Source organism: Mesorhizobium sp. M0615 (assembly GCF_040320805.1).
Classification (GTDB): domain Bacteria; phylum Pseudomonadota; class Alphaproteobacteria; order Rhizobiales; family Rhizobiaceae; genus Mesorhizobium.
Genome location: NZ_JAMYQI010000001.1, coordinates 139,589 through 157,858 on the forward strand (window position 1 = coordinate 139,589; position 18,270 = coordinate 157,858).

Here is an 18,270-nt window from a genome sequence, read left to right on the forward strand (position 1 = left end):
CCAACAAAGGGTTAGGTCATGATGAGATTTCAACCAAATCTCATCATGATCTAGCGCCGCAACACCGCGCTCAGCACGTCGCGTATGCCGATCGCCCCGACAAAGCGCGACTGGTCGTCGAACAGCGCCACGGGTGCCGTCTGCGAGCGGTGCATGGCCAGCATCACCGTCTTCAGCGAGGTCCCGGGATTGGCCCAGAACACTTGCGCCGTCTCCTCCGGCTGCGCCTCGACATCGGCGCATGAAACCCATACCGCCGGTTTGCCGTCGCGTTCCGCCGCCGCCACCAGCCCGTGCTCGTCGATCTTGAAGCGCGTCGTCTTGCGCCGGTCGAGCCACACCCAGCCATTATCGCCGTGCTCGAGGTCGCGGCTGTCGCGCATGACGTTCCAGGCGGTCAGCACCGACAACGGATTCACATTGGCGATGAAGTCGCGGACATAGTCATTGGCGGGCTTGAGCACGATGTCTTCCGGCGCCCCGGTCTGCACGATGCGCCCGCCTTCCATGATGGTGATATGGGTGCCGATCTTCAGCGCCTCTTCCAGATCATGGCTGACGAAGATGATGGTCTTCTTCAGCTCCGCCTGCAGCTGCAGCAATTCGTCCTGCAGCTTGGTGCGGATCAGCGGATCGAGCGCCGAGAACGGCTCGTCCATCAGCAGGATCGGCGCCTCGGTGGCGAAGGCACGGGCCAGGCCGACGCGCTGCTGCATGCCGCCGGACAGTTCATGCGCGTATTTCCTCGACCACTGGTCGAGATTGACCAGTTTCAGCTGGCGTTGCACGCGCTCCTTGCGCTCTTGCTCCGGCACGCCGGCAAGTTCGAGGCCAAGGCCGACATTCTCCTCCACCGTACGCCAAGGCAGCAGGCCAAACTGCTGGAACACCATCGCCACCTGCTTCTGGCGCAGCCGCCGCAGCGTCGCCTGATCGCAGGTCACGACATCGACGATATTGTCCCCGTCCCTGACCAGCACCTGGCCGCGCGACACCACATTCAGCCGGTTGACTGCCCGCAGCAGGGTCGACTTGCCCGAGCCGGACAGGCCCATCAGCACCGAGATTTCGCCCTCATGGACGGTCAGGCTGGCGCCGGCGCAACCCAGCACATTGCCGGTCTTTTCGAGGATTTCGGCGCGCGTGGCGCCGCCATCGATCAGCGCCAGCGAACCGGCCTGGTCGGACCCGAAGACGATATCGACATTTTTGAAATCGACGGCGACGGTCATTTCTTGCCTCCAACGCCGATACGCGTCATTCGGTCGAGCACGATGGCGAGTACGACAATCGCGAGGCCCGCCTCGAGCCCGAGATCGATGCGGCGCGAGCCGAGCGCGCGGTTGATTTCAGTGCCGAGGCCGCCGGCGCCGATCAGTGCTGCAAACACCACCATCGACAGCGACAGCATGATCGATTGCGTCAGCCCGGCCATGATGGTCGGCAAGGCCGAGGGCAGCTCGACCTTCCAAAGCAATTGCTGTTTGGTGGCGCCGAACGCCTCGCCTGCCTCGATGATCGACTTCGGCACCGAGACGACGCCGAGATGGGTGAGCCGGACCGCAGTCGGGATGACGAAGATGATGGTGACGATGAGGCCGGGCGCGTTGCCGAGACCGAACAGGGTCAGGACCGGGATCAGGTAGACGAAGGTCGGCAGCGTCTGCATCAAGTCGAGCACCGGCAGCATGATGCGGTAGACCTTCGGCTTGTGCGCGGCCCAGATGCCGAGCGGCACGCCGATGGCCATCGCCATGGCGGCGGCCGCCACGACCAGCACCAGCGTCTGCACCGTCTGCTTCCAGAGGTTCTGGTTGATGATGAAGATCAGGCCGAGAAAGACGCCTATGGCCAGCGGGCGCGAGCGCTGCAGCAGCCAGGCGATGATGGCGATGATCAGCGCCAGCAGCACCGGCGGCACCATCAAAAGGATGCCAACCAGCCCGTCGAGCAGGAAATTGAGGCCATTCGAGAAGGCCCTGAACACGGTGTCGAAATTGTCGGTGAGGAAACCGAAGAACGCCTTTCCCCAGGCGCCGATCGGTATCTTGTGATCGACCATGAATTTCGAAATCGGATCCATATCGCCCCTCTCATGCGAGAGACCGCCTGCTTCCGGCCTCCGCTCTCATTAGGTCATCTTCTCACAGGATATGAAAAAGGGCAGCCTTTTCTAGATTGGCTGCCCTTCCTGGTTCGGCTTGGCCGAATTAGTCGGCTCAGCTTCCGAGCGCGGTCTTGACCGCCGCTGCCGCATCGCCGCCATCGAAGGTGGTGACGCCGGCAATCCACGGCGCAACCGCGTCAGGGTGCTTCTTCAGCCAGTCGGCTGCGACCGTGTTGGCGTCGCCGCCCTTCAGGATCGCGTCCATCATCTCGCCTTCCATGTCCAGGTTGAACTTCAGGTTGGCGATGAACTTGCCGGCATTCGGGCATTCGGTGGTGTAGCCCTTGCGCACATTGGTGTAGACGGTGGCGGCGCCGAAGCCGCTGTCGCCCATGCCGTCGAGATAGGTGAGCTTCATGGCGCCCATCACCGGATGCGGCGTCCAGCCGAGGAACGCGATCCACTCATTGTTCTTGATCGACTGCTCGGCCTGCGTCAGCATGCCGGCTTCCGAGGACTCGACCAGCTCGAAGCCTTCGAGATTGTCCTTCGGGTTCTTGATCATGTCGAGGATGATGCGGTTGCCGTCATTGCCCGCCTCGATGCCGTAAATCTTGCCGTTGAACTTGTCCTTGAACTTGCCGATGTCGGTCAGCGACTTGACGCCGGCCTCCGCGACATAGGTCGGTACGACGATGCCGTAGCCGGCGCCGGTCAGGTTGGTGCCGATCGTCTCGACCGAACCATCGGCGGTGTAGTCCTTGATGTCGTTGGTCATCGACGGCATCCAGTTGCCGAGGAAGACGTCGAGATCCTTGTTTTTCAGCGACGCCATGGTCACCGGTACCGATAGCTGGATCGTCTGCGGCTCGTAGCCGAGCGCGGTGAGCAGCACCGAAGCGACGCCGGTGGTTGCCTGGATGTCGGTCCAGCCGACATCGGAAAGGCGCACCGCCTTGCAGCTCTCCGGATCGCCGGCAAGTGCAGCGCTCGTGGACAGAAAAGTCGCCAGGCCGAGGCCGGCGACGAAGGTGTTCATACGCGACATTGGCAGTCTCCCATTGTGATTCTTTGGCGAAGCGTAGTTACGGTTTCTCTGCCCGCCTTGTTTCGTCAGCCAAACACCATTCTGGTGTGGTTTCAAGCGCTAAGACAATCACGATCAACGGCGCGGACTGGCCAAACAGCGACACGCCCGCCGCTTTTTCGATTGCAGACGGCTTTTCCCATCAAATGCAGCGGTGCCCTCTCCCCGCGCCGCGCCAACTCGGCTTAAAAGGACGGCATGGCCAAGCTCTACTTCCACTATGCGACGATGAATGCCGGCAAAACGACAATGCTGCTGCAGGCGTCCTACAATTATCGCGAACGCGGTATGACGACGATGCTGTTCGTCGCCGGCCACTACAGAAAGGGCGACACCGGGCTGATCTCGTCGCGCATCGGCCTGGAGACCGAGGCCGAGATGTTCCGCGACGGCGACGATCTCTACGCTCGCGTCGCCGAGCATCACGAACATACGACGGTGCATTGCATCTTTGTCGACGAGGCGCAATTTCTCGAGGAAGAGCAGGTCTGGCAGCTCGCCCGTATCGCCGACCGGCTGAACATCCCGGTGATGTGCTACGGCCTGCGCACCGATTTCCAGGGCAATCTGTTTTCCGGTTCGCGAGCGCTTCTGGCCATCGCCGACGATCTGCGCGAAGTGCGCACCATCTGCCGCTGCGGCCGCAAGGCGACGATGGTCGTGCGTCTCGGCGCTGACGGCAAGGTGGCCAGACAAGGCGAACAGGTGGCGATCGGCAAGGACGTCTATGTCTCGCTCTGCCGCCGCCACTGGGAAGAGGAAATGGGCCGCGCCGCGCCCGACGATTTCATTGGCTTCACCAGAGGCTGAACGGCCGGGACAACATGAAAATTCTGCAGTTCACAGTCGATTGCCCGTTTCCGCCGGTCTCCGGCGGAGAGATCCGGAACGCCGCCAATGCACGCGCCCTGGCATCGATGGGCGAGGTCCTGACGGTAAGCCTGACTGGCGCCCCGGCACCCTCCACACCGCCGAACATCCGTCACCGGATCATCGAGGCAGCGCGCGGCAGGGCGCCCTGGGGCAGGCGCAGCCCGCACCCGACCGTGCATATGATGCCGGACGACGAGCTGGCCGAAGCCGACGCCATCTGGAGGGAATTCGCGCCCGATCTCGTGGTGATCGAGGAGATCGTGCTTTCGCAGCTGCTGACGCTGGCGCCGAAGCATCGCGCGCGCACCGTCCTTGACCAGCACAACATCGATTCCCGGACGGTGTCCGACCGGATCGCCGGCCTGACGCTGTGGCAGCAAATTCGTGACTGGCGCCAAAACAGGCGAAGGAAGGCAGAGGCGCGCGAAGCCGACAGGTGTGCGGCTGCCCTGGCCGACCAGGTCTGGGTTTGTTCGCGGGCCGACGAAGCGCTTCTGTCCGCTCTCGGCCCCGTCAACGACGTCAGGTTCGTCGCCAACCCTATTCCAGACGAGAGCGTGCTTTCCCTGCCGATTGCTGCCGAGCGCTTCAGTGAGCTCAGCCTGTGCTTCATCGGGCATCTCGGCTACTTCCCAAACATCGACGCCGTCAAGCAGATCGGCCGCGCGATGGCGCCGCGCCTCGCCGCCTCCGGCCGGCCCTGGTCGATCACCGTCGCCGGCAGAAACCCGCGCGATGTCGTGCGCGGTCTATGCACCAGGCATGGTCTGCGGTTGATCGAGAACCCACCGCATCTGCCGGAATTGCTTGGGCGTGCCGGCTATGCGCCGATCCCGCTGCGCTTCGGCGGCGGAACCCGCATCAAGGTGCTGGAGGCGATGGCGGCGGGCCTTGTCGTCGCCGCCACCGAAAAGGCCGTCGAAGGGCTTGGCCTGCAGGCGGGCAGGCATTTCCTGTCCAGCGACGATGCCGGCAAGTTGGCATTGAAAATCATCGATCTCGCGACACGCCCGCAAGCGGCCGCCGAGATGGCGGAGATCGGCCGCGCTTTCGTGCGCGATAACCATTCGTCGGCGGCGATTGAAAAGCAAGTCAAGCAGGCGGTTGCGGCGATCCCGCGCACGGATTGAGCCCGTTCCGCTATCCAGCCGCCATACTGCGTTTGTTAAGGCCTGCTGCCTATTTTGCCCTCAACAAGAGCCAGCCGGGACCCGCCATGCTTCGAGCCATTTCATCAGCCCTTGTCATTTACTTGGCCGGTATCCTCGCCGCGCAGGCCGACGGCGATGCAGCACTTGGCAAGAAAGTATTCTACCGCTGCATGGCCTGTCACGAGGCGGCAAGCGACCGCGACAAGGTCGGCCCGCATCTCCTCGGTATCGTCGGCCGCACCGCCGGCACCGCCCAGAATTTCAACTATTCGCAGGCCATGAAGGACGCCGGCGCGGCCGGCCTGGTCTGGGACGAAGCCAACCTCAAAGCCTATCTTGGCGCTCCCAAGCTGAAAGTACCCGGCAACAGGATGGGCTTCTCCGGCCTGAGCAGCGACGAGGACATCGCCAACGTCATCGCCTATCTGAAGGCCGATCCGAAGCCTTGAACGGCGCGATGCGTAGCGTGATCTCGCGCTTGCAACTCATTGGGCCCTCTATCGAATTCGGGACACCTACACTGTCCGAGATCGACTGCTTCGCAGACGCCAAAGTTCAATGACGGTTGAACGACACTTGGCCGGCTGGTTAATCACGCCATGACCCCGCCTTCATTGCCTTTCAAGACGCCCGCGTATGTTTTTGTTTTCGGGGCGGGTCTTGTCTTGCGTCTTTCAATCCCCTGATACCCCACATATATTCGCCGCTGTTCGCAGCCAGCGACCGGAAGCCGAAGCGGGAGGCCCCTATGGCGACATTGCAGAATTTCGATGCCGAAATTGCCAAGACCAGGCAGGTCGTGCAGGACATGCGCTCCAAGATCGAGCAGTCCGGCACCGTGCTTGATACGCTGGCCACCGCCGACAAGAAGATCGGAGACGCCAATTTCGACATCGAGAATGCCCGCATCGAGGACGTGCTGAAGCAGCAGAAGGTGATGGAAGGCAACATCGCCGACCTGATCATCGGGCTGGAAGACGCCACCAACGTCTTCGGCACTGAATTCGAGAGCATGAAGAACTACACCGGCTGGGAAAGCTTCGTCGGTGTCTTCTCGGCGCAACGCAAGCAGCGCATGCGCACCGACCGCGTCCGCAACATGTCGCTGGCCGGCAATCTGCAGGAGCTTCTGGTCAAGTCCGACACCATCGTCGGCATCCTGAAAGCGCAGAAAGAGGTCCTCGACCAGCGCTACAAGACCTCGGAAAACAGCCTGTCGCAGGTGATCGAGCGCCGCAAGGTCACCATGACCAACCTCGAGGCGGTGCAGAAGCGCATCGAGGAGGTCAATCCGCTGCTGCTCGACATCGAAAACAAGATCGCCGCTTCTACCAGTCAGAAGGAGCGCACGCAGCTTGAGGGCGAGCGCTCGAAACTGGCGACCGAATACAATGAAAAGCAAGCCAAGGAGCAGGAGCTTCTGGCCGAGAGCCAGACGCTGGAACGCTACACCTCGATGTTCCAGACCTTCGTCGATTCGCTTAACAATCAGATCGCAGCCCAGTCGACGCTTATCAACAAGCTGACCATCGATACCGAGCAGCGCATCGTGCTCTACAAGGCACTGGAAGATTCCTTGAAGACCGCCGCCCAGCAGGATGTCGCCCACAAGATCAACACGCTGGGCAGCCAGGTTGACAACACCGCCGAAGAGACCATGGCCGGCATTGGCGCCGCCTCGCAAAAGCACATCGGCGATCTTCTCGAAATGCACGAGAAGAACATGGTCGCCAGCTCCGACATCCAGCGCCGCAAGAAGCTCGCCGACGACGCCTTCGCCCGCCGTTTCGACGACGTGATGAAGAAGCACAATTCGGCCAACTACGTGCAGTCGTAAGGAGCGGCTGCACGCGGGCACACCGGCATGACTCCCGAAAACGAAGCGGCGGCGCGCTATTTTTCCGCCATCACGGCGGCACTCAGCGGCCTCGAAGTGTTCATGCGCGACGACCGCTCGCCGCTTTACCGGCACGGCATCGTCGCCAAGATTGTCGCCGAATACATTGCCCGGCTGGACAAATCGTTTTCCTGCTGGCGCAACCGGCTCGGCTTCATGGACACGTTCCGCATTTCGCGCGCCGACAGCGGCTATCCCGTCTTCCAGAACCTGCTCGAACTGGAAAACGACCGCCGCCAGGCCGAGGCGCGGCTGGCCAACATTCCGCTGGCCGGCGAATTGCGCGAGGAAATGGCCGACTTCATCCTGCGCCACAAGGAATTCCCCGAAGCGCTGCAGAAGTCGATGGCCGAGCGGCTCTATCTCGAGGACGTCAAGAGCGAACAGACTTTTGGCCCGTTCTCGCTGGCGCAGACGGCCAAGGTCTCGGTCAATCCAAAGACCGGGCGCCCCTATTACCTCGTGCACTGGGCGAGCTTCGACGGCAGCGCCAACCTGCCGCTGGTCTACATGGTGACGGTGGAGGATTCCTCCGAAAGCATGATCCGGCAGCTCGTTGACAGCAGCGGCAAGCTCAATGAACGGGTCGACATCCCGCTGCCGGTGGACGGCCTGCTCAACCCCGAACTCGCCCATCGCTTCGACGATTTCACCGAGAAGAATTCCGCCTACACGCTTTCGCCCGCAACGATTGCGGTCAATCTCGACAAGGATTTCGAGCCGCTGCACCCTAAGCAGCTGCGCCGCGTCGTGCTCGGCCCCTTTTATTCCGCAGGCATTACGGACAACAATTCGACCGTGACCGAGGTGCTGGCCAAGGTGCGCAAACCGGAAAATGCCTGGCTGCTCACCTGGACCATCCAGGAGGTCTACTCCAAGGGCGAGAAACCCGGCCGCAAGGGCCTGTTTTCGAGCGAGAAGACCACGCAGGAATTCTTTATCAACACCGACGATCTCGAAGCCGCGCGCCAGGGTGTGTCGAGCTACGAGAACCACGCCCTGATCTCGCACGAAGCCTATCAAGCACTCTACGCCGCCGGCGAAGCTCAAAAGATCTTTTCCGGCTACAAGGTTCACATCCTGTCAAATGGGCAGGTGATTTCAGATGTCTGACCGTCACATCGCGGAGCATCCTTCATGGACACCGGCCTGACCACCATTCCGGAAGCGGCTATCGAAAAGCACCGCGCAACCGCGCAAAGCTTCATCACTCGCGTCGTCGTGCTGGAGGATCCTTCACGCGAATCCGGCACCGCGCTTGCCGGCACCAATCGCCGCTTTGTCTCGACAGTCTCGGTCGGCTCGGTGCGCCGTACCCGCGAGGTCGAGCTTACCAAGACCGTCGCCGCGATCCATCCCGACGACCAGTTGATGAGCATCCCGCAGCACACGCTTTTGTTTCGCGCCCGCCGCGGCCTGGCGATTGCGCTCGCCATTTCCGATGTCTTCGCCGAAGGCTCCGACCTTGAAAGCCTGCAGGCCAAGAACACCCGCGCACCGCTCGAAGGCGATGAAGCCGCGACCTTCAAGAAGCTTCTGTCAGCCTCTGCTTACGTTTCGGCCTTCAGCCTTGCCTCCTATCTGTTCCAGCTGATCGACAGCGATGGCGAGGCGCCCAACGATATCCCCGAACCCGACTTCCTGTTCGACACGCCGCAGGACGCGGTGAAGTCGATCGTGGCTGGGTTGGACAAGGCGATCACCGGGTCGAAGGACGATGGCGACCTGACGACCCGGGCGCGTGCTTTCGCCCGTGTTGCCATTGACGGGCTCTTGGCCCGTAAAGGCCGCTTCGACGGCATCGGCCCGTTCGAGAACGCCCATATCCGCATCGACGCCGACGATTTCACCCTCGACGGCTTCGACGTCGCGCCCGGCAAGCGCTCCAAGCCGCTGGTGATGACCTTCAAGAAGCCGGAAGAGGTCGTCGGCAACCACATTGCCAAATACCAGTCGGTCAAGCTCGCCAAGATGCTGATGGCCTACGATTTCGAGCGCGAGTTGAACCCGTTCGTCGAACTCGGGGGCTTCCTCTTCACCTTCATCGGCGACGGCGCGCCGGGCACCGGCAAGACGACGCTGATCCAGATGATCGCCGGCCTCGTCAACAATTATTGCCAGGTTGCCGGCTATCCCTTCGCCTATGAGAATTTCGGCGTCGACCAGATCTCGTCCTACCAGGGCAAATCTGGCCAGAATTGCCGCCAGTTCATCAACAATGTCTTGAACCCACGCGTCATCGGTTTCGGCACCGTCGACGACATCGACCAGGTGGCGGCCCGCCGCTCCGACGACCGCGCCTCGGCCGGCCAACAGGAAATCACCGGCGTCTTGATGGACGCCTTTGCCGGCGCCGGCACGGTGGTGCGCGGCAATTGCTCGTTCGGCATGTTTTCCAACTATCCCGAAAATGTCGACGATGCGCTGCGCCAGCGCGCCGGGGCCCGCTGGCTGGTCGACGGCCCACAGAGCCGCGACGACTATATCGACATCTTCGTCCTGCTTGCCGGCAAGAACCACAAGATCCCACTCGGCGACCACAAGCTCTACGCCGCGCAGGAGATCCAGCGCGCGGTGACCGAAGCCTATGAGGAGCACGAGAAGCCTCAGGAAGACGGGCTGATGAAGGTCTATGAGCGCTACATGAAGGAGAATGGCGCGCCGAAATCGATGGCCGACATCGGCACTTATCTGCACCTGATCAAGGATGCCGAGCCGCGCTTCACCGGCCGAGCCATCAAGAACGTCACCGACGCCATCAAGATGCGCGCCATGGACATCGAGCTGCCCGACGACTGGTTCGAGAAGCCGGAAGTCTTCATGCACAAGGGCTACGACGAAAAGAAGGCCATGATCGAGGAACTGCGGGGGCCGTTCTCGATGGACATGGTCATGCAGGAGATCAACCGCTACGCCGACTCGGAGTTCCGCTATTCCGACAAATCCGACGACGCCGCGGTGGAGAAGCTGCTGCGCGACGCACGCCTGCGCGAACGGGCGGGGCGCGAGATGGAGGAGATGAAGAAGAAGGGGCTCTGGAATGCGTGAACTTCCTTCGCTGCCCGCGGGTGCTGAAAGGCTTGGCGCTAACGCTGACGCCCCCCTCTCCCCGTCCTTCACGCGGCGAGGGCAAGGGTGAGGGGCGGCGCATGCGTGGACCAGAGATCGCTCCGACCATACTGGCAGCTATCGAACAGCGCCTCGATCGGGACATCCGGACCAATGATCTTCGATTTATTGACGCCAAAGGCCATGGGGAGACATGTCCTTGAATGCTAGCGCTGCCCCTCACCCTTACCCTCTCCCCGTGAAGAACGGGGAGAGGGAGGCGTCAGCGTTGGCGCTTCGCCACAACAGGCAACGCCGCTCGGAACGTTCTGCATGAGCCACGCCAAAAAACCCGACCTTCTCCGCGACAATGAGCTGATCTACGGCCGCTTGCTCACCGTCGACGAGTCGCACCTCATCCAGCGCTACAACAAGGCGCTTGTTGCCTTCGGCCTCAAGCCCACCAAGCTGAAGAGCTTCCAGATCGACCGCACCGGCTTCTCGCCCGAAGTGGCCGAGGAATGCGGCGATTACGATTATCTCGACCCCAATGAGGTCAACCGCCGCTTCATCATCCTGACGCCTTCGCAGATCGATCTGCCGGTGGTGCACACCGCCTTTTCCAACACCTCGCAGCTGATGTTCGAGTTCATGTCCAAGAACCAGCGCGCCATCGATGCGCTGACCATCAAGGATGTCATCTACGGCGAGATCGAGGATTCCGTTCCCCTGGTCAACGACATCGAGGATCTGCTGTCGATCAGCCAGGTCGAGTTCCGGGTGCTTTCGGCCGAGGACGTGCTGGGCAAGGCCGCCGAACTCGGCAAGCTGGTCGACCGGCTGAAGCAGGAGCCCGATGCCTGGCGCGACAACACCATGCTGAGCCGTATGGTGGAGCTGGCGAAGGTCTGCGGCGATATCCGTGAGAATGCGCTGGTGCCCGACCAGGTGATCTTCCGCCACAACGCCTACTGGACCAGCCATTTCGGCGGCGTCTACGTCTTCGTCGATCCTGATATGACCACCGTCATCGGCGACCCGGCCGCCCCCGGCTTTCGCCGTTCGCGGCCCTGGCAGGTCAGCTATCTCTCGATCAACGATGCCGACAAGGTGTTCAAGTTCCTGGCCAGCACCGGCCGCATCGAATTGCCGCGCGCGTCATGGGTCGAAAGCTCGGGCTATCTCGAGCATCGCGCCGAGATGGTGGTGCGCTCTCTCATCCGCGACACAGAGCCGAACCGCAATTTGACCGAGGTCGACAAGGTCTGGCTGCAGACCTGGATCCATGGCCATGCCGATCTGATCACCAAGGACGGCAATTTCCCCTTTCTCAACGCCGCCAAGCGTGAGATCGCCCAGCTCGGCCATCTCAAGATCGAGGATGTGTTTCCGCAACAGCGCTTCCTGGTCGTGCGTGGCAAGCCCGACCATCCCGACGCCTGGCTGACCAACCAGCTGATCTCGGATTTCGTGCCGCAGGACTTTGTCTCGCGTTACGTCTTCAACAAGCCGGGCTTCTACAAGGACTATGACGGCTACAGCGACGCCTGGCGGTCGCATGTTGTGGACGTTCTGAAAACCACATATTTGAAAGACAAAGTGGCGTTTCGCACGCGCCTTTACGGCCTGACTGACTGAGGGGTGAACGAGAGCCATGCTTGATCCGATCGTGAATTTCTTCACCCGCATCTTCCAATGGATCGGCCGCGGCATCGGCCTCGTCATCGGCGCGATCCTGTGGCCGTTCCTCTGGGCTGGGCGCTGGTATACGCAGCGCGGCTGGATCCTGAAGGCTGTGGTCGGCCTCGCGCTTCTGGTATTGATCGGCCTCTACGCCAATTTCTTCTACGCCACCCAGTGGTGGAACAAGTTCGATCCCAACTACGTCGACAAATACACCTTCGAGAACCGCAACATTTCCGCCGGCGAACAGGTCGCCGCCGGCGCCGGCACCGACACCGCCAAGACCTGCGGCAATTCGGGCATCGCCCAGGTGGCGGCCGACCTGACGGACTTCAACGTCAACCAGAATGCCTGGATCTCGTCGATGATCCTCTACAAACTCGGCCTGTTCGGCATCGACTGGGACAACACGCCGTTCATGGACAACAAGGCCTCGTTCCAGCGCGGCATCAACCAGGCGGTGCGGCGTACCGCCACCGAGCTTGCCGACAATCTCGGCCGTGTTCGCACCACATCGCAGATCGACGGCGACCTGCAGGATGCGCGCGGCAATCTGCAGTTCGACGAGGAGACCTGGTATTTCGGCATCAACCCGTTCGGCCCCAAGACGCCGACGCCGAGCTATTATCGCGATGCCGTCACCAAGCTGCGCTCCTTCAACGCCCGCCTCGGCATCTGCCAGGCGACGTTCGATGCCCGCGCCGACAATCTGAAGCAGTATATCGACCGCATCTCCTCCGACATCGGTTCCACCTCCGCGATCCTCAAGGAGCGCGCCGAAAACCACAACAATGGTTGGTTCGACTTCCGCGCCGATGACCGCTTCTGGTTCGCCTATGGCCAGCTCTATGCCTATTACGGCCTGATGAAAGGCGCCCAGGCCGACTTCGAGGACGTCATCAAGGAAAAGCATCTCGGCAATCTGTGGGACACGATGGATGCGCAATTCGTCTCGGCGCTGCGCATCCAGCCCTTCATCATCGCCAATGGCCGCGAGGATGGCTGGATCATGCCGACGCACCTGACGACGATGGGTTTCTACGTGCTTCGCGTGCGCTCCAACATGGTCGAGATCAGCAACGTCCTGACTCAGTAGCGTCTACAGCTTTCCCGGCGAGCGATGGCGAATTTGCGCCGTCGCCTCTGTCGCATTCCGTGCATTGGGCGGCTGTTTTGAGACGGCGGAACGTCGCGTCCTCTGGCTTCTATACGGCGCGGCAACGGAGCCAGGAAGAACCGGCGACAGGTCGGCCGGCCGCGGAGACACTTTCTTCATAGGAAACATAGTTGCATGCAAGTTGACGCCGCGGGAGCGACAGGGTTAGAACATGCCCGCGCCCGGGTTCAACATGCCTGCGAGTGAGATCAAACCCGTCCCCTCCACCGTCCAATCCGAAGGAAAGCCGTCATGGCCGAAGTGAAGTCCGACATCGAGATCGCGCGCGGCGCCAAGAAAAAGCAAATCCAGGAGATCGGCGCCAAGATCGGCATCCCGACCGAGCACCTTTTGCCCTACGGCCACGACAAGGCGAAGATTTCGGCCGAATTCATCAAATCGGTGAAGGGCAACAAGGACGGCAAGCTGATCCTCGTCACCGCCATCAACCCGACGCCGGCCGGCGAAGGCAAGACGACCACCACCGTCGGCCTTGGTGACGGTCTGAACCGCATCGGCAAGAAGGCGATCGTCTGCATCCGCGAGGCTTCGCTCGGCCCGAATTTCGGCGTCAAGGGCGGTGCTGCCGGCGGCGGCTACGCGCAGGTCGTGCCGATGGAGGACATGAACCTCCACTTCACCGGCGACTTCCACGCCATCACCACGGCGCACAACCTTCTGTCAGCGCTGATCGACAACCACATCTACTGGGGCAATGAGCTCGGCATCGACACCCGCCGCGTCGCCTGGCGCCGCGTCATGGACATGAACGACCGGGCGCTGCGCGAAATCATCTGCTCGCTCGGCGGCGTCGCCAACGGTTATCCGCGCGAGGCCGGCTTCGACATCACCGTCGCCTCGGAAGTCATGGCTATCCTGTGCCTTTCCACCGACCTCAAGGATCTGGAAAAGCGCCTTGGCGACATCATCGTCGCCTACCGCCGCGACAAGACGCCGGTCTATGCCCGCGACCTCAAGGCCGACGGCGCCATGGCGGTGCTGCTGAAGGACGCCATGCAGCCAAACCTGGTGCAGACGCTGGAAAACAACCCGGCCTTCGTCCATGGCGGTCCGTTCGCCAACATCGCCCATGGCTGCAACTCGGTGGTCGCCACCACCACGGCGCTGAAGCTCGCCGACTACGTCGTCACCGAAGCCGGCTTCGGCGCCGACCTCGGAGCCGAAAAATTCTTCGACATCAAGTGCCGCAAGGCGGGTTTGAAGCCGGCGGCTGCCGTCATCGTCGCCACCGTGCGCGCCATGAAGATGAATGGCGGCGTCAAGAAGGAAGACCTCGGCAAGGAAAACATCGAGGCAGTCAAGAAGGGCTGCCTCAATCTGGGCCGCCACATCGAGAATGTGAAACAGTTCGGCGTGCCTGCGATCGTGGCGATCAATCATTTCACCACCGATACCGAGGTGGAAATCCAGGCGATGAAGGATTTCGTCGCCTCGCTCGGCGCCGAGGCGATCCTGTGCAAGCATTGGGCCAATGGCTCTGCCGGCATTGAGGAGTTGGCGCGCAAGGTCGTCGAGATCGCCGAATCCGGCGCCTCGCAGTTCGCGCCGCTCTATCCCGACGCAATGCCGCTGTTCGAGAAGATCAACACCATCGTCCAGCGCATCTATCGCGGCGACGAGGCGATCGCCGACAAGTCGGTGCGCGACCAGCTGCATGCCTGGGAGCAGGCCGGCTACGGGCACCTGCCGGTCTGCATGGCCAAGACCCAATATTCCTTCTCGACCGACCCGAACCTGCGCGGCGCGCCGACCGGGCACACCGTGCCGGTACGCGAGGTCAGGCTTTCGGCGGGCGCCGGCTTCGTCGTCGTCATCTGCGGTGAGGTCATGACCATGCCCGGCCTGCCCAAGGCGCCGTCCTCGGAAAAGATCTTCCTCAACGAGGCCGGCCAGATCGAAGGCCTGTTCTGAAAATTTCGAGATCGTTGCGAGATCCAAGAAGGGCGGCCACTGGCCGCCCTTTTGCTTTTCGGGCGCAGATTGCCTATGCAGCGTTGCGCGCCAGCGCGCGCTGGTTGGACGCATAAGGCGTGTCGCGTTCGGGCAAAGCACCGGTCTTCAGGCAATCGATCCATTCGGCGGTCTTGAGCACGGCCGCAAAGCGCGACTGCAGGATGATGGACACCACGCGGTGGATCTCCTCGGCCGAGGCGTAGCCGGCGCTGTTGGCGTAAGGCAGCGAACCGGTGGCGTCGGACAGGAACTCGACCGCAAAGCCGACATGCGCAGCGTGGATGATGGTCGACAGGTCGCAATTATGCGTCATGTAGCCGATCACCGTTATCGTATCGATGGTATTGGCGCGCAGCCACGCCTCGAGGTCGGTGCCGGCAAAGGCGCTAGGCAGTGACTTCTCGACATAGTGGTCGCGGCTTCGCCGGGCGATCTCGGGATGCAGTTCGCCGCCATGGCTGCCCTTGGCGAAGACTGGCGAGGTCTCGGGCGCCATCTGCTTGACGACCACCACCTTCACGCCGGCCGCAGCGGCGGCATCCATGGCGCGCGCGACATTGACGACGCTGTCGCGGAACGGCGGATACTGGATGGCGAGGTTGCCGCCGTCATAGTCGTTCTGGACATCGATGACGATGAGCGCGCGGCGCGGGGTGTTGGCGGACATGGTGTTTTCCTCTCAGGCTTGAATGGGACGGGCCGAAACTAGCCGGATCGCCCTGTTGCCAAAAGTGTCCCGATTGACATCATTCGAAAGAATTGGGACAATTGTCCCTTCCTTGCTGGATACTTCTCATGACCGATCCGATCATTGCCGTTCTCGCCTTTGACGGCATCAGCCCGTTCCACCTCTCCGTGCCGTGCGTGGTGTTCGGCACCGACCGCACCAAGCTTGGCCTGCCGCGTTTCGACTTTCGCGTCTGCGCACTCGACGATGGAGCGATCCACACCGATGCCGGGCTGACCATCGCGGTGCCGTATGGCCTTTCCGCATTCGACGATGCCGACATCGTCATCATTCCGAGCTGGAAGGATCTCGAGGCCCCACTTCCGCCGCCGCTCCTGGCAGCGCTCACCCACGCGCACGGGCGCGGTGCGGTGATCGTCGGCCTCTGTCTCGGCACCTTCGCCATTGCCGCCGCCGGGCTGCTTGCGGGCCGGCGTGCGACGACACATTGGGCCTCCACCGACCGGCTGCAGACATTATACCCGGACATCGAAGTCGACGCCGACGTGCTCTATGTCGACGACGGCGACATCGTCACCTCGGCCGGCGTCGCCGCCGGGCTCGATTGCTGCCTGCACATTGTGCGCGCCCGCTATGGCGCAGAGGTAGCGCTGCGCCTGGCCAGGCACATCGTGCTGTCGCCGCACCGGCAGGGTGGGCAAGCGCAGTTCATCGAGCGCCCGCTGGCGAAAACCCCAGCCACCGACCGCTTCACCCTGGCGCTCGACACGGTGCGGGCAACGCTCGGACAAACCCACAACCTCGACCGCGTCGCCGAGGCCGCCGGCTTGAGCCGGCGCACGTTCACCCGCCGTTTCCAGAAATCGATGGGCACCAGCTTTGGCGAGTGGCTGGCCGGCCAGCGCATCGAACTGGCGCAACGGCTGCTGGAGGCGACCGAGAAATCGATGGACATGGTGGCTTTCGAGGCCGGCTTCGGCAGCGCCACCTCGCTGCGCCAACATTTTGCCGCACGACTGCGGACCTCGCCGGCGCAGTACCGGCGCGAATTCTCCAGGCGGACCGGCGAGCAGGCGATGTCCGCCCTGTCTCATTGATCATCGGCGGACACGTATTCAACAGGTGTTGCCCACCAGTTATGAGCTTCGAAATTCTCAGAAATAGCGAATCTTAGGCCTTTTTTGCCGGCGGATCCAACTTGATAAGATTGGCCTTGGCAGTGGAATCTCCTCGATCAGCGGCCTTGCGAATCAAAATGAGAGCTTGGGCAGTATCCTGCTTCACACCATGGCCATCCAGGTAAGCTACTCCAAGACTATTCTCGGCTTTAGCGTTCCCTTGGTCGGCAGACTTCCGCAGCCAGGCAACGGCCTGCACATAGTCTAAAGGAACCCCTAGCCCTTTGTAGTACGAAACACCTAGGTCGTACTCAGCACCAGCATTCCCCTGGTCCGCAGCCTTCTGGAACCACGAGTCGGCTTGCGCATAGTCAAGCGTAACTCCGAGACCCTCCGCATAAGCCACGCCAAGATCATGCTGCGCCAGTGCGTTTCCCTGCTCTGCCCCTTTGCGATACCATGCGATTGCCTCGGCATAATCCTGGGCGACGCCCTGACCTTTGGCGTAAGCCAAACCCAGAAAGTATTGGGCAATGGGCGTTCCTTGGCCGGCGGCCTCACGGAACCACGTGGCAGCTTCTCTATAGTCCTGCGGGACGCCTCTTCCATCTCTGTACAGCAGCCCGAGATTGGTCTGAGCGACCGCTAATCCTTGACCGGCAGCTTTACGAAACCAAATTGCAGCTTCGGCATAGTCCTGCTTGACGCCTAGCCCACGGTCGTAAAGAGAGCCGAGATTGTGCTCTGCTTGAGCATCGCCCTGGTCCGCTGCCCTACGATACCAGGCGACAGCTTGAACGTAATCCTGGACGACACCATGCCCTTCGGCGTAAGCGGTGCCAAGATTGTCCTCCGCCTGGGCATCACCGGTCTTAGCCATGACGCTCCACAATTCGACAGCCGTTGCGTAATCTCCTCTTTTATAGGCCTGTTCCGCTTGTCCAGCATGGGCGACGCCGGCCATAAGCATGCCGGAGACGAAACAAAGCGACTTCGAAAACCTCTGCATTGTGGGCCTCCGATTTAAGGATTCAACCATTCTTTGATTCCCTTCACTCCGATCCGAATCCTCTCGGAAAAAGGTCTCTCATTCAGCTTGGCTCTAATAAATCTTCCCTGTGCACGGGCCATTCTCGTATTAAACTTTGCCAAAAGATACGAATCCCAAATTATCAAAATAATTCCGGGAGCAAAAACAACTTTGTCCGGCAGTAAAATTATCTTTGATAATATCACTAGTACGACAACGGAGAAAAGCAATTATATATGACAAAGATGCCATCTTTCCACATACGATTTCGTGGGAGGTATTGTGTCATCCAAGGCATAATGAACGGGTTATCATCCCAGAATTGATCGATAGTAATGGTACCATGCGTAATACCGTCGGTCTTGGTAACTTCAGCCCCAGCCTCAGCAGGATTATTCGGACTGACCTCTTCAGCCATTCCTTCCTCCATTTCTCGTGATTAGAAGGAACTTGCTTCG

Annotated in this window: 17 protein-coding genes; 10 read left to right on the forward strand and 7 right to left on the reverse strand. The window is 61.3% G+C overall.

What is annotated here, in order from left to right; all coding sequences use genetic code 11:
- Positions 1–50: 50 nt before the first annotated feature.
- The 3 genes from choV to NKI46_RS00750 all read right to left on the reverse strand — a co-directional run bounded on the left by choV (position 51) and on the right by NKI46_RS00750 (position 3,155).
- Complete coding sequence (gene choV, locus NKI46_RS00740) at positions 51–1,232, reverse strand: choline ABC transporter ATP-binding protein (RefSeq protein ID WP_023737796.1); 1,182 nt, start codon at positions 1,230–1,232, stop codon at positions 51–53.
- Positions 1,229–2,083 carry a choline ABC transporter permease subunit gene (gene choW, locus NKI46_RS00745; RefSeq protein WP_023669995.1) on the reverse strand — a complete coding sequence of 285 codons (855 nt, stop codon included), beginning with the start codon at positions 2,081–2,083 and terminating at the stop codon, positions 1,229–1,231. Before choW ends, choV begins: the two co-directional genes overlap by 4 nt.
- Before the next feature lie 136 nt (positions 2,084–2,219).
- Complete coding sequence (locus NKI46_RS00750; RefSeq protein WP_023686157.1) at positions 2,220–3,155, reverse strand: choline ABC transporter substrate-binding protein; 936 nt, start codon at positions 3,153–3,155, stop codon at positions 2,220–2,222.
- A gap of 237 nt (positions 3,156–3,392) precedes the next feature.
- On the opposite strand from NKI46_RS00750, the gene NKI46_RS00755 reads away from it, so the two are divergent.
- From NKI46_RS00755 to NKI46_RS00780, 6 genes are all read left to right on the forward strand, one after another.
- Positions 3,393–4,004, forward strand: a complete 612-nt coding sequence (locus tag NKI46_RS00755) for a thymidine kinase (protein ID WP_023669993.1) — start codon at positions 3,393–3,395, stop codon at positions 4,002–4,004.
- Positions 4,005–4,018: 14 nt separating this feature from the next.
- A complete protein-coding gene (locus tag NKI46_RS00760; protein WP_023691608.1) occupies positions 4,019–5,197 on the forward strand; it encodes a glycosyltransferase in 1,179 nt (392 codons plus the stop codon).
- Between the two features lie 86 nt (positions 5,198–5,283).
- Positions 5,284–5,667, forward strand: coding sequence for a c-type cytochrome (locus NKI46_RS00765; protein WP_023737794.1), 384 nt, complete (start codon positions 5,284–5,286; stop codon positions 5,665–5,667).
- A gap of 299 nt (positions 5,668–5,966) precedes the next feature.
- Positions 5,967–7,055, forward strand: a complete 1,089-nt coding sequence (locus NKI46_RS00770; RefSeq protein ID WP_023669990.1) for a hypothetical protein — start codon at positions 5,967–5,969, stop codon at positions 7,053–7,055.
- Between the two features lie 27 nt (positions 7,056–7,082).
- Entirely contained in the window at positions 7,083–8,228 is a 1,146-nt protein-coding gene (locus tag NKI46_RS00775) for a hypothetical protein (RefSeq protein ID WP_023751264.1), read from the forward strand.
- A gap of 24 nt (positions 8,229–8,252) precedes the next feature.
- Positions 8,253–10,163 carry an ATP-binding protein gene (locus NKI46_RS00780; protein ID WP_023695821.1) on the forward strand — a complete coding sequence of 637 codons (1,911 nt, stop codon included), beginning with the start codon at positions 8,253–8,255 and terminating at the stop codon, positions 10,161–10,163.
- Positions 10,164–10,231: 68 nt separating this feature from the next.
- Here the strand turns inward: NKI46_RS00780 and NKI46_RS00785 are convergent, their stop codons facing one another.
- Positions 10,232–10,369 (reverse strand): hypothetical protein, encoded by a 138-nt coding sequence (locus tag NKI46_RS00785; RefSeq protein ID WP_023701543.1) that lies wholly within the window; start codon positions 10,367–10,369, stop codon positions 10,232–10,234.
- Positions 10,370–10,496: 127 nt separating this feature from the next.
- Between NKI46_RS00785 and NKI46_RS00790 the strand changes: the two genes are divergently transcribed.
- From NKI46_RS00790 to NKI46_RS00800, 3 genes are all read left to right on the forward strand, one after another.
- On the forward strand, positions 10,497–11,801 hold the full coding sequence (locus tag NKI46_RS00790) for a DUF6638 family protein (protein ID WP_023683664.1): 1,305 nt from the start codon (positions 10,497–10,499) through the stop codon (positions 11,799–11,801).
- A gap of 16 nt (positions 11,802–11,817) precedes the next feature.
- Positions 11,818–12,942, forward strand: coding sequence for a DUF2333 family protein (locus NKI46_RS00795; RefSeq protein ID WP_023705931.1), 1,125 nt, complete (start codon positions 11,818–11,820; stop codon positions 12,940–12,942).
- 312 nt (positions 12,943–13,254) lie between these two features.
- A complete protein-coding gene (locus NKI46_RS00800) occupies positions 13,255–14,934 on the forward strand; it encodes a formate--tetrahydrofolate ligase (protein ID WP_023683662.1) in 1,680 nt (559 codons plus the stop codon).
- Between the two features lie 73 nt (positions 14,935–15,007).
- On the opposite strand, the gene NKI46_RS00805 is transcribed toward NKI46_RS00800, so the two are convergent.
- Positions 15,008–15,643, reverse strand: coding sequence for a cysteine hydrolase family protein (locus NKI46_RS00805; protein WP_023683661.1), 636 nt, complete (start codon positions 15,641–15,643; stop codon positions 15,008–15,010).
- A 128-nt stretch (positions 15,644–15,771) separates the two neighbouring features.
- Between NKI46_RS00805 and NKI46_RS00810 the strand changes: the two genes are divergently transcribed.
- Positions 15,772–16,761, forward strand: coding sequence for a helix-turn-helix domain-containing protein (locus tag NKI46_RS00810; protein ID WP_023683660.1), 990 nt, complete (start codon positions 15,772–15,774; stop codon positions 16,759–16,761).
- A gap of 73 nt (positions 16,762–16,834) precedes the next feature.
- Here the strand turns inward: NKI46_RS00810 and NKI46_RS00815 are convergent, their stop codons facing one another.
- The gene (locus NKI46_RS00815; RefSeq protein ID WP_023713957.1) at positions 16,835–17,791 is read right to left on the reverse strand and encodes an SEL1-like repeat protein; all 957 of its coding nucleotides are present in this window, start codon (positions 17,789–17,791) and stop codon (positions 16,835–16,837) included.
- 226 nt (positions 17,792–18,017) lie between these two features.
- Complete coding sequence (locus NKI46_RS00820) at positions 18,018–18,230, reverse strand: hypothetical protein (RefSeq protein ID WP_156939272.1); 213 nt, start codon at positions 18,228–18,230, stop codon at positions 18,018–18,020.
- Positions 18,231–18,270 lie beyond the last annotated feature (40 nt).

Coding starts and splice junctions, on each gene's coding strand:
- NKI46_RS00760 (WP_023691608.1), top strand. CDS start 4,019: ATGAAAATTCTGCAGTTCACAGTCGATTGCCCGTTTCCGCCGGTCTCC.
- NKI46_RS00780 (WP_023695821.1), top strand. CDS start 8,253: ATGGACACCGGCCTGACCACCATTCCGGAAGCGGCTATCGAAAAGCAC.
- NKI46_RS00750 (WP_023686157.1), bottom strand. CDS start 3,155: ATGTCGCGTATGAACACCTTCGTCGCCGGCCTCGGCCTGGCGACTTTT.
- NKI46_RS00800 (WP_023683662.1), top strand. CDS start 13,255: ATGGCCGAAGTGAAGTCCGACATCGAGATCGCGCGCGGCGCCAAGAAA.
- NKI46_RS00805 (WP_023683661.1), bottom strand. CDS start 15,643: ATGTCCGCCAACACCCCGCGCCGCGCGCTCATCGTCATCGATGTCCAG.
- NKI46_RS00795 (WP_023705931.1), top strand. CDS start 11,818: ATGCTTGATCCGATCGTGAATTTCTTCACCCGCATCTTCCAATGGATC.
- NKI46_RS00810 (WP_023683660.1), top strand. CDS start 15,772: ATGACCGATCCGATCATTGCCGTTCTCGCCTTTGACGGCATCAGCCCG.
- NKI46_RS00775 (WP_023751264.1), top strand. CDS start 7,083: ATGACTCCCGAAAACGAAGCGGCGGCGCGCTATTTTTCCGCCATCACG.
- NKI46_RS00820 (WP_156939272.1), bottom strand. CDS start 18,230: ATGGCTGAAGAGGTCAGTCCGAATAATCCTGCTGAGGCTGGGGCTGAA.
- NKI46_RS00785 (WP_023701543.1), bottom strand. CDS start 10,369: ATGGCCTTTGGCGTCAATAAATCGAAGATCATTGGTCCGGATGTCCCG.
- choW (WP_023669995.1), bottom strand. CDS start 2,083: ATGGATCCGATTTCGAAATTCATGGTCGATCACAAGATACCGATCGGC.
- NKI46_RS00790 (WP_023683664.1), top strand. CDS start 10,497: ATGAGCCACGCCAAAAAACCCGACCTTCTCCGCGACAATGAGCTGATC.
- NKI46_RS00770 (WP_023669990.1), top strand. CDS start 5,967: ATGGCGACATTGCAGAATTTCGATGCCGAAATTGCCAAGACCAGGCAG.
- NKI46_RS00765 (WP_023737794.1), top strand. CDS start 5,284: ATGCTTCGAGCCATTTCATCAGCCCTTGTCATTTACTTGGCCGGTATC.
- NKI46_RS00815 (WP_023713957.1), bottom strand. CDS start 17,791: ATGCAGAGGTTTTCGAAGTCGCTTTGTTTCGTCTCCGGCATGCTTATG.
- NKI46_RS00755 (WP_023669993.1), top strand. CDS start 3,393: ATGGCCAAGCTCTACTTCCACTATGCGACGATGAATGCCGGCAAAACG.
- choV (WP_023737796.1), bottom strand. CDS start 1,232: ATGACCGTCGCCGTCGATTTCAAAAATGTCGATATCGTCTTCGGGTCC.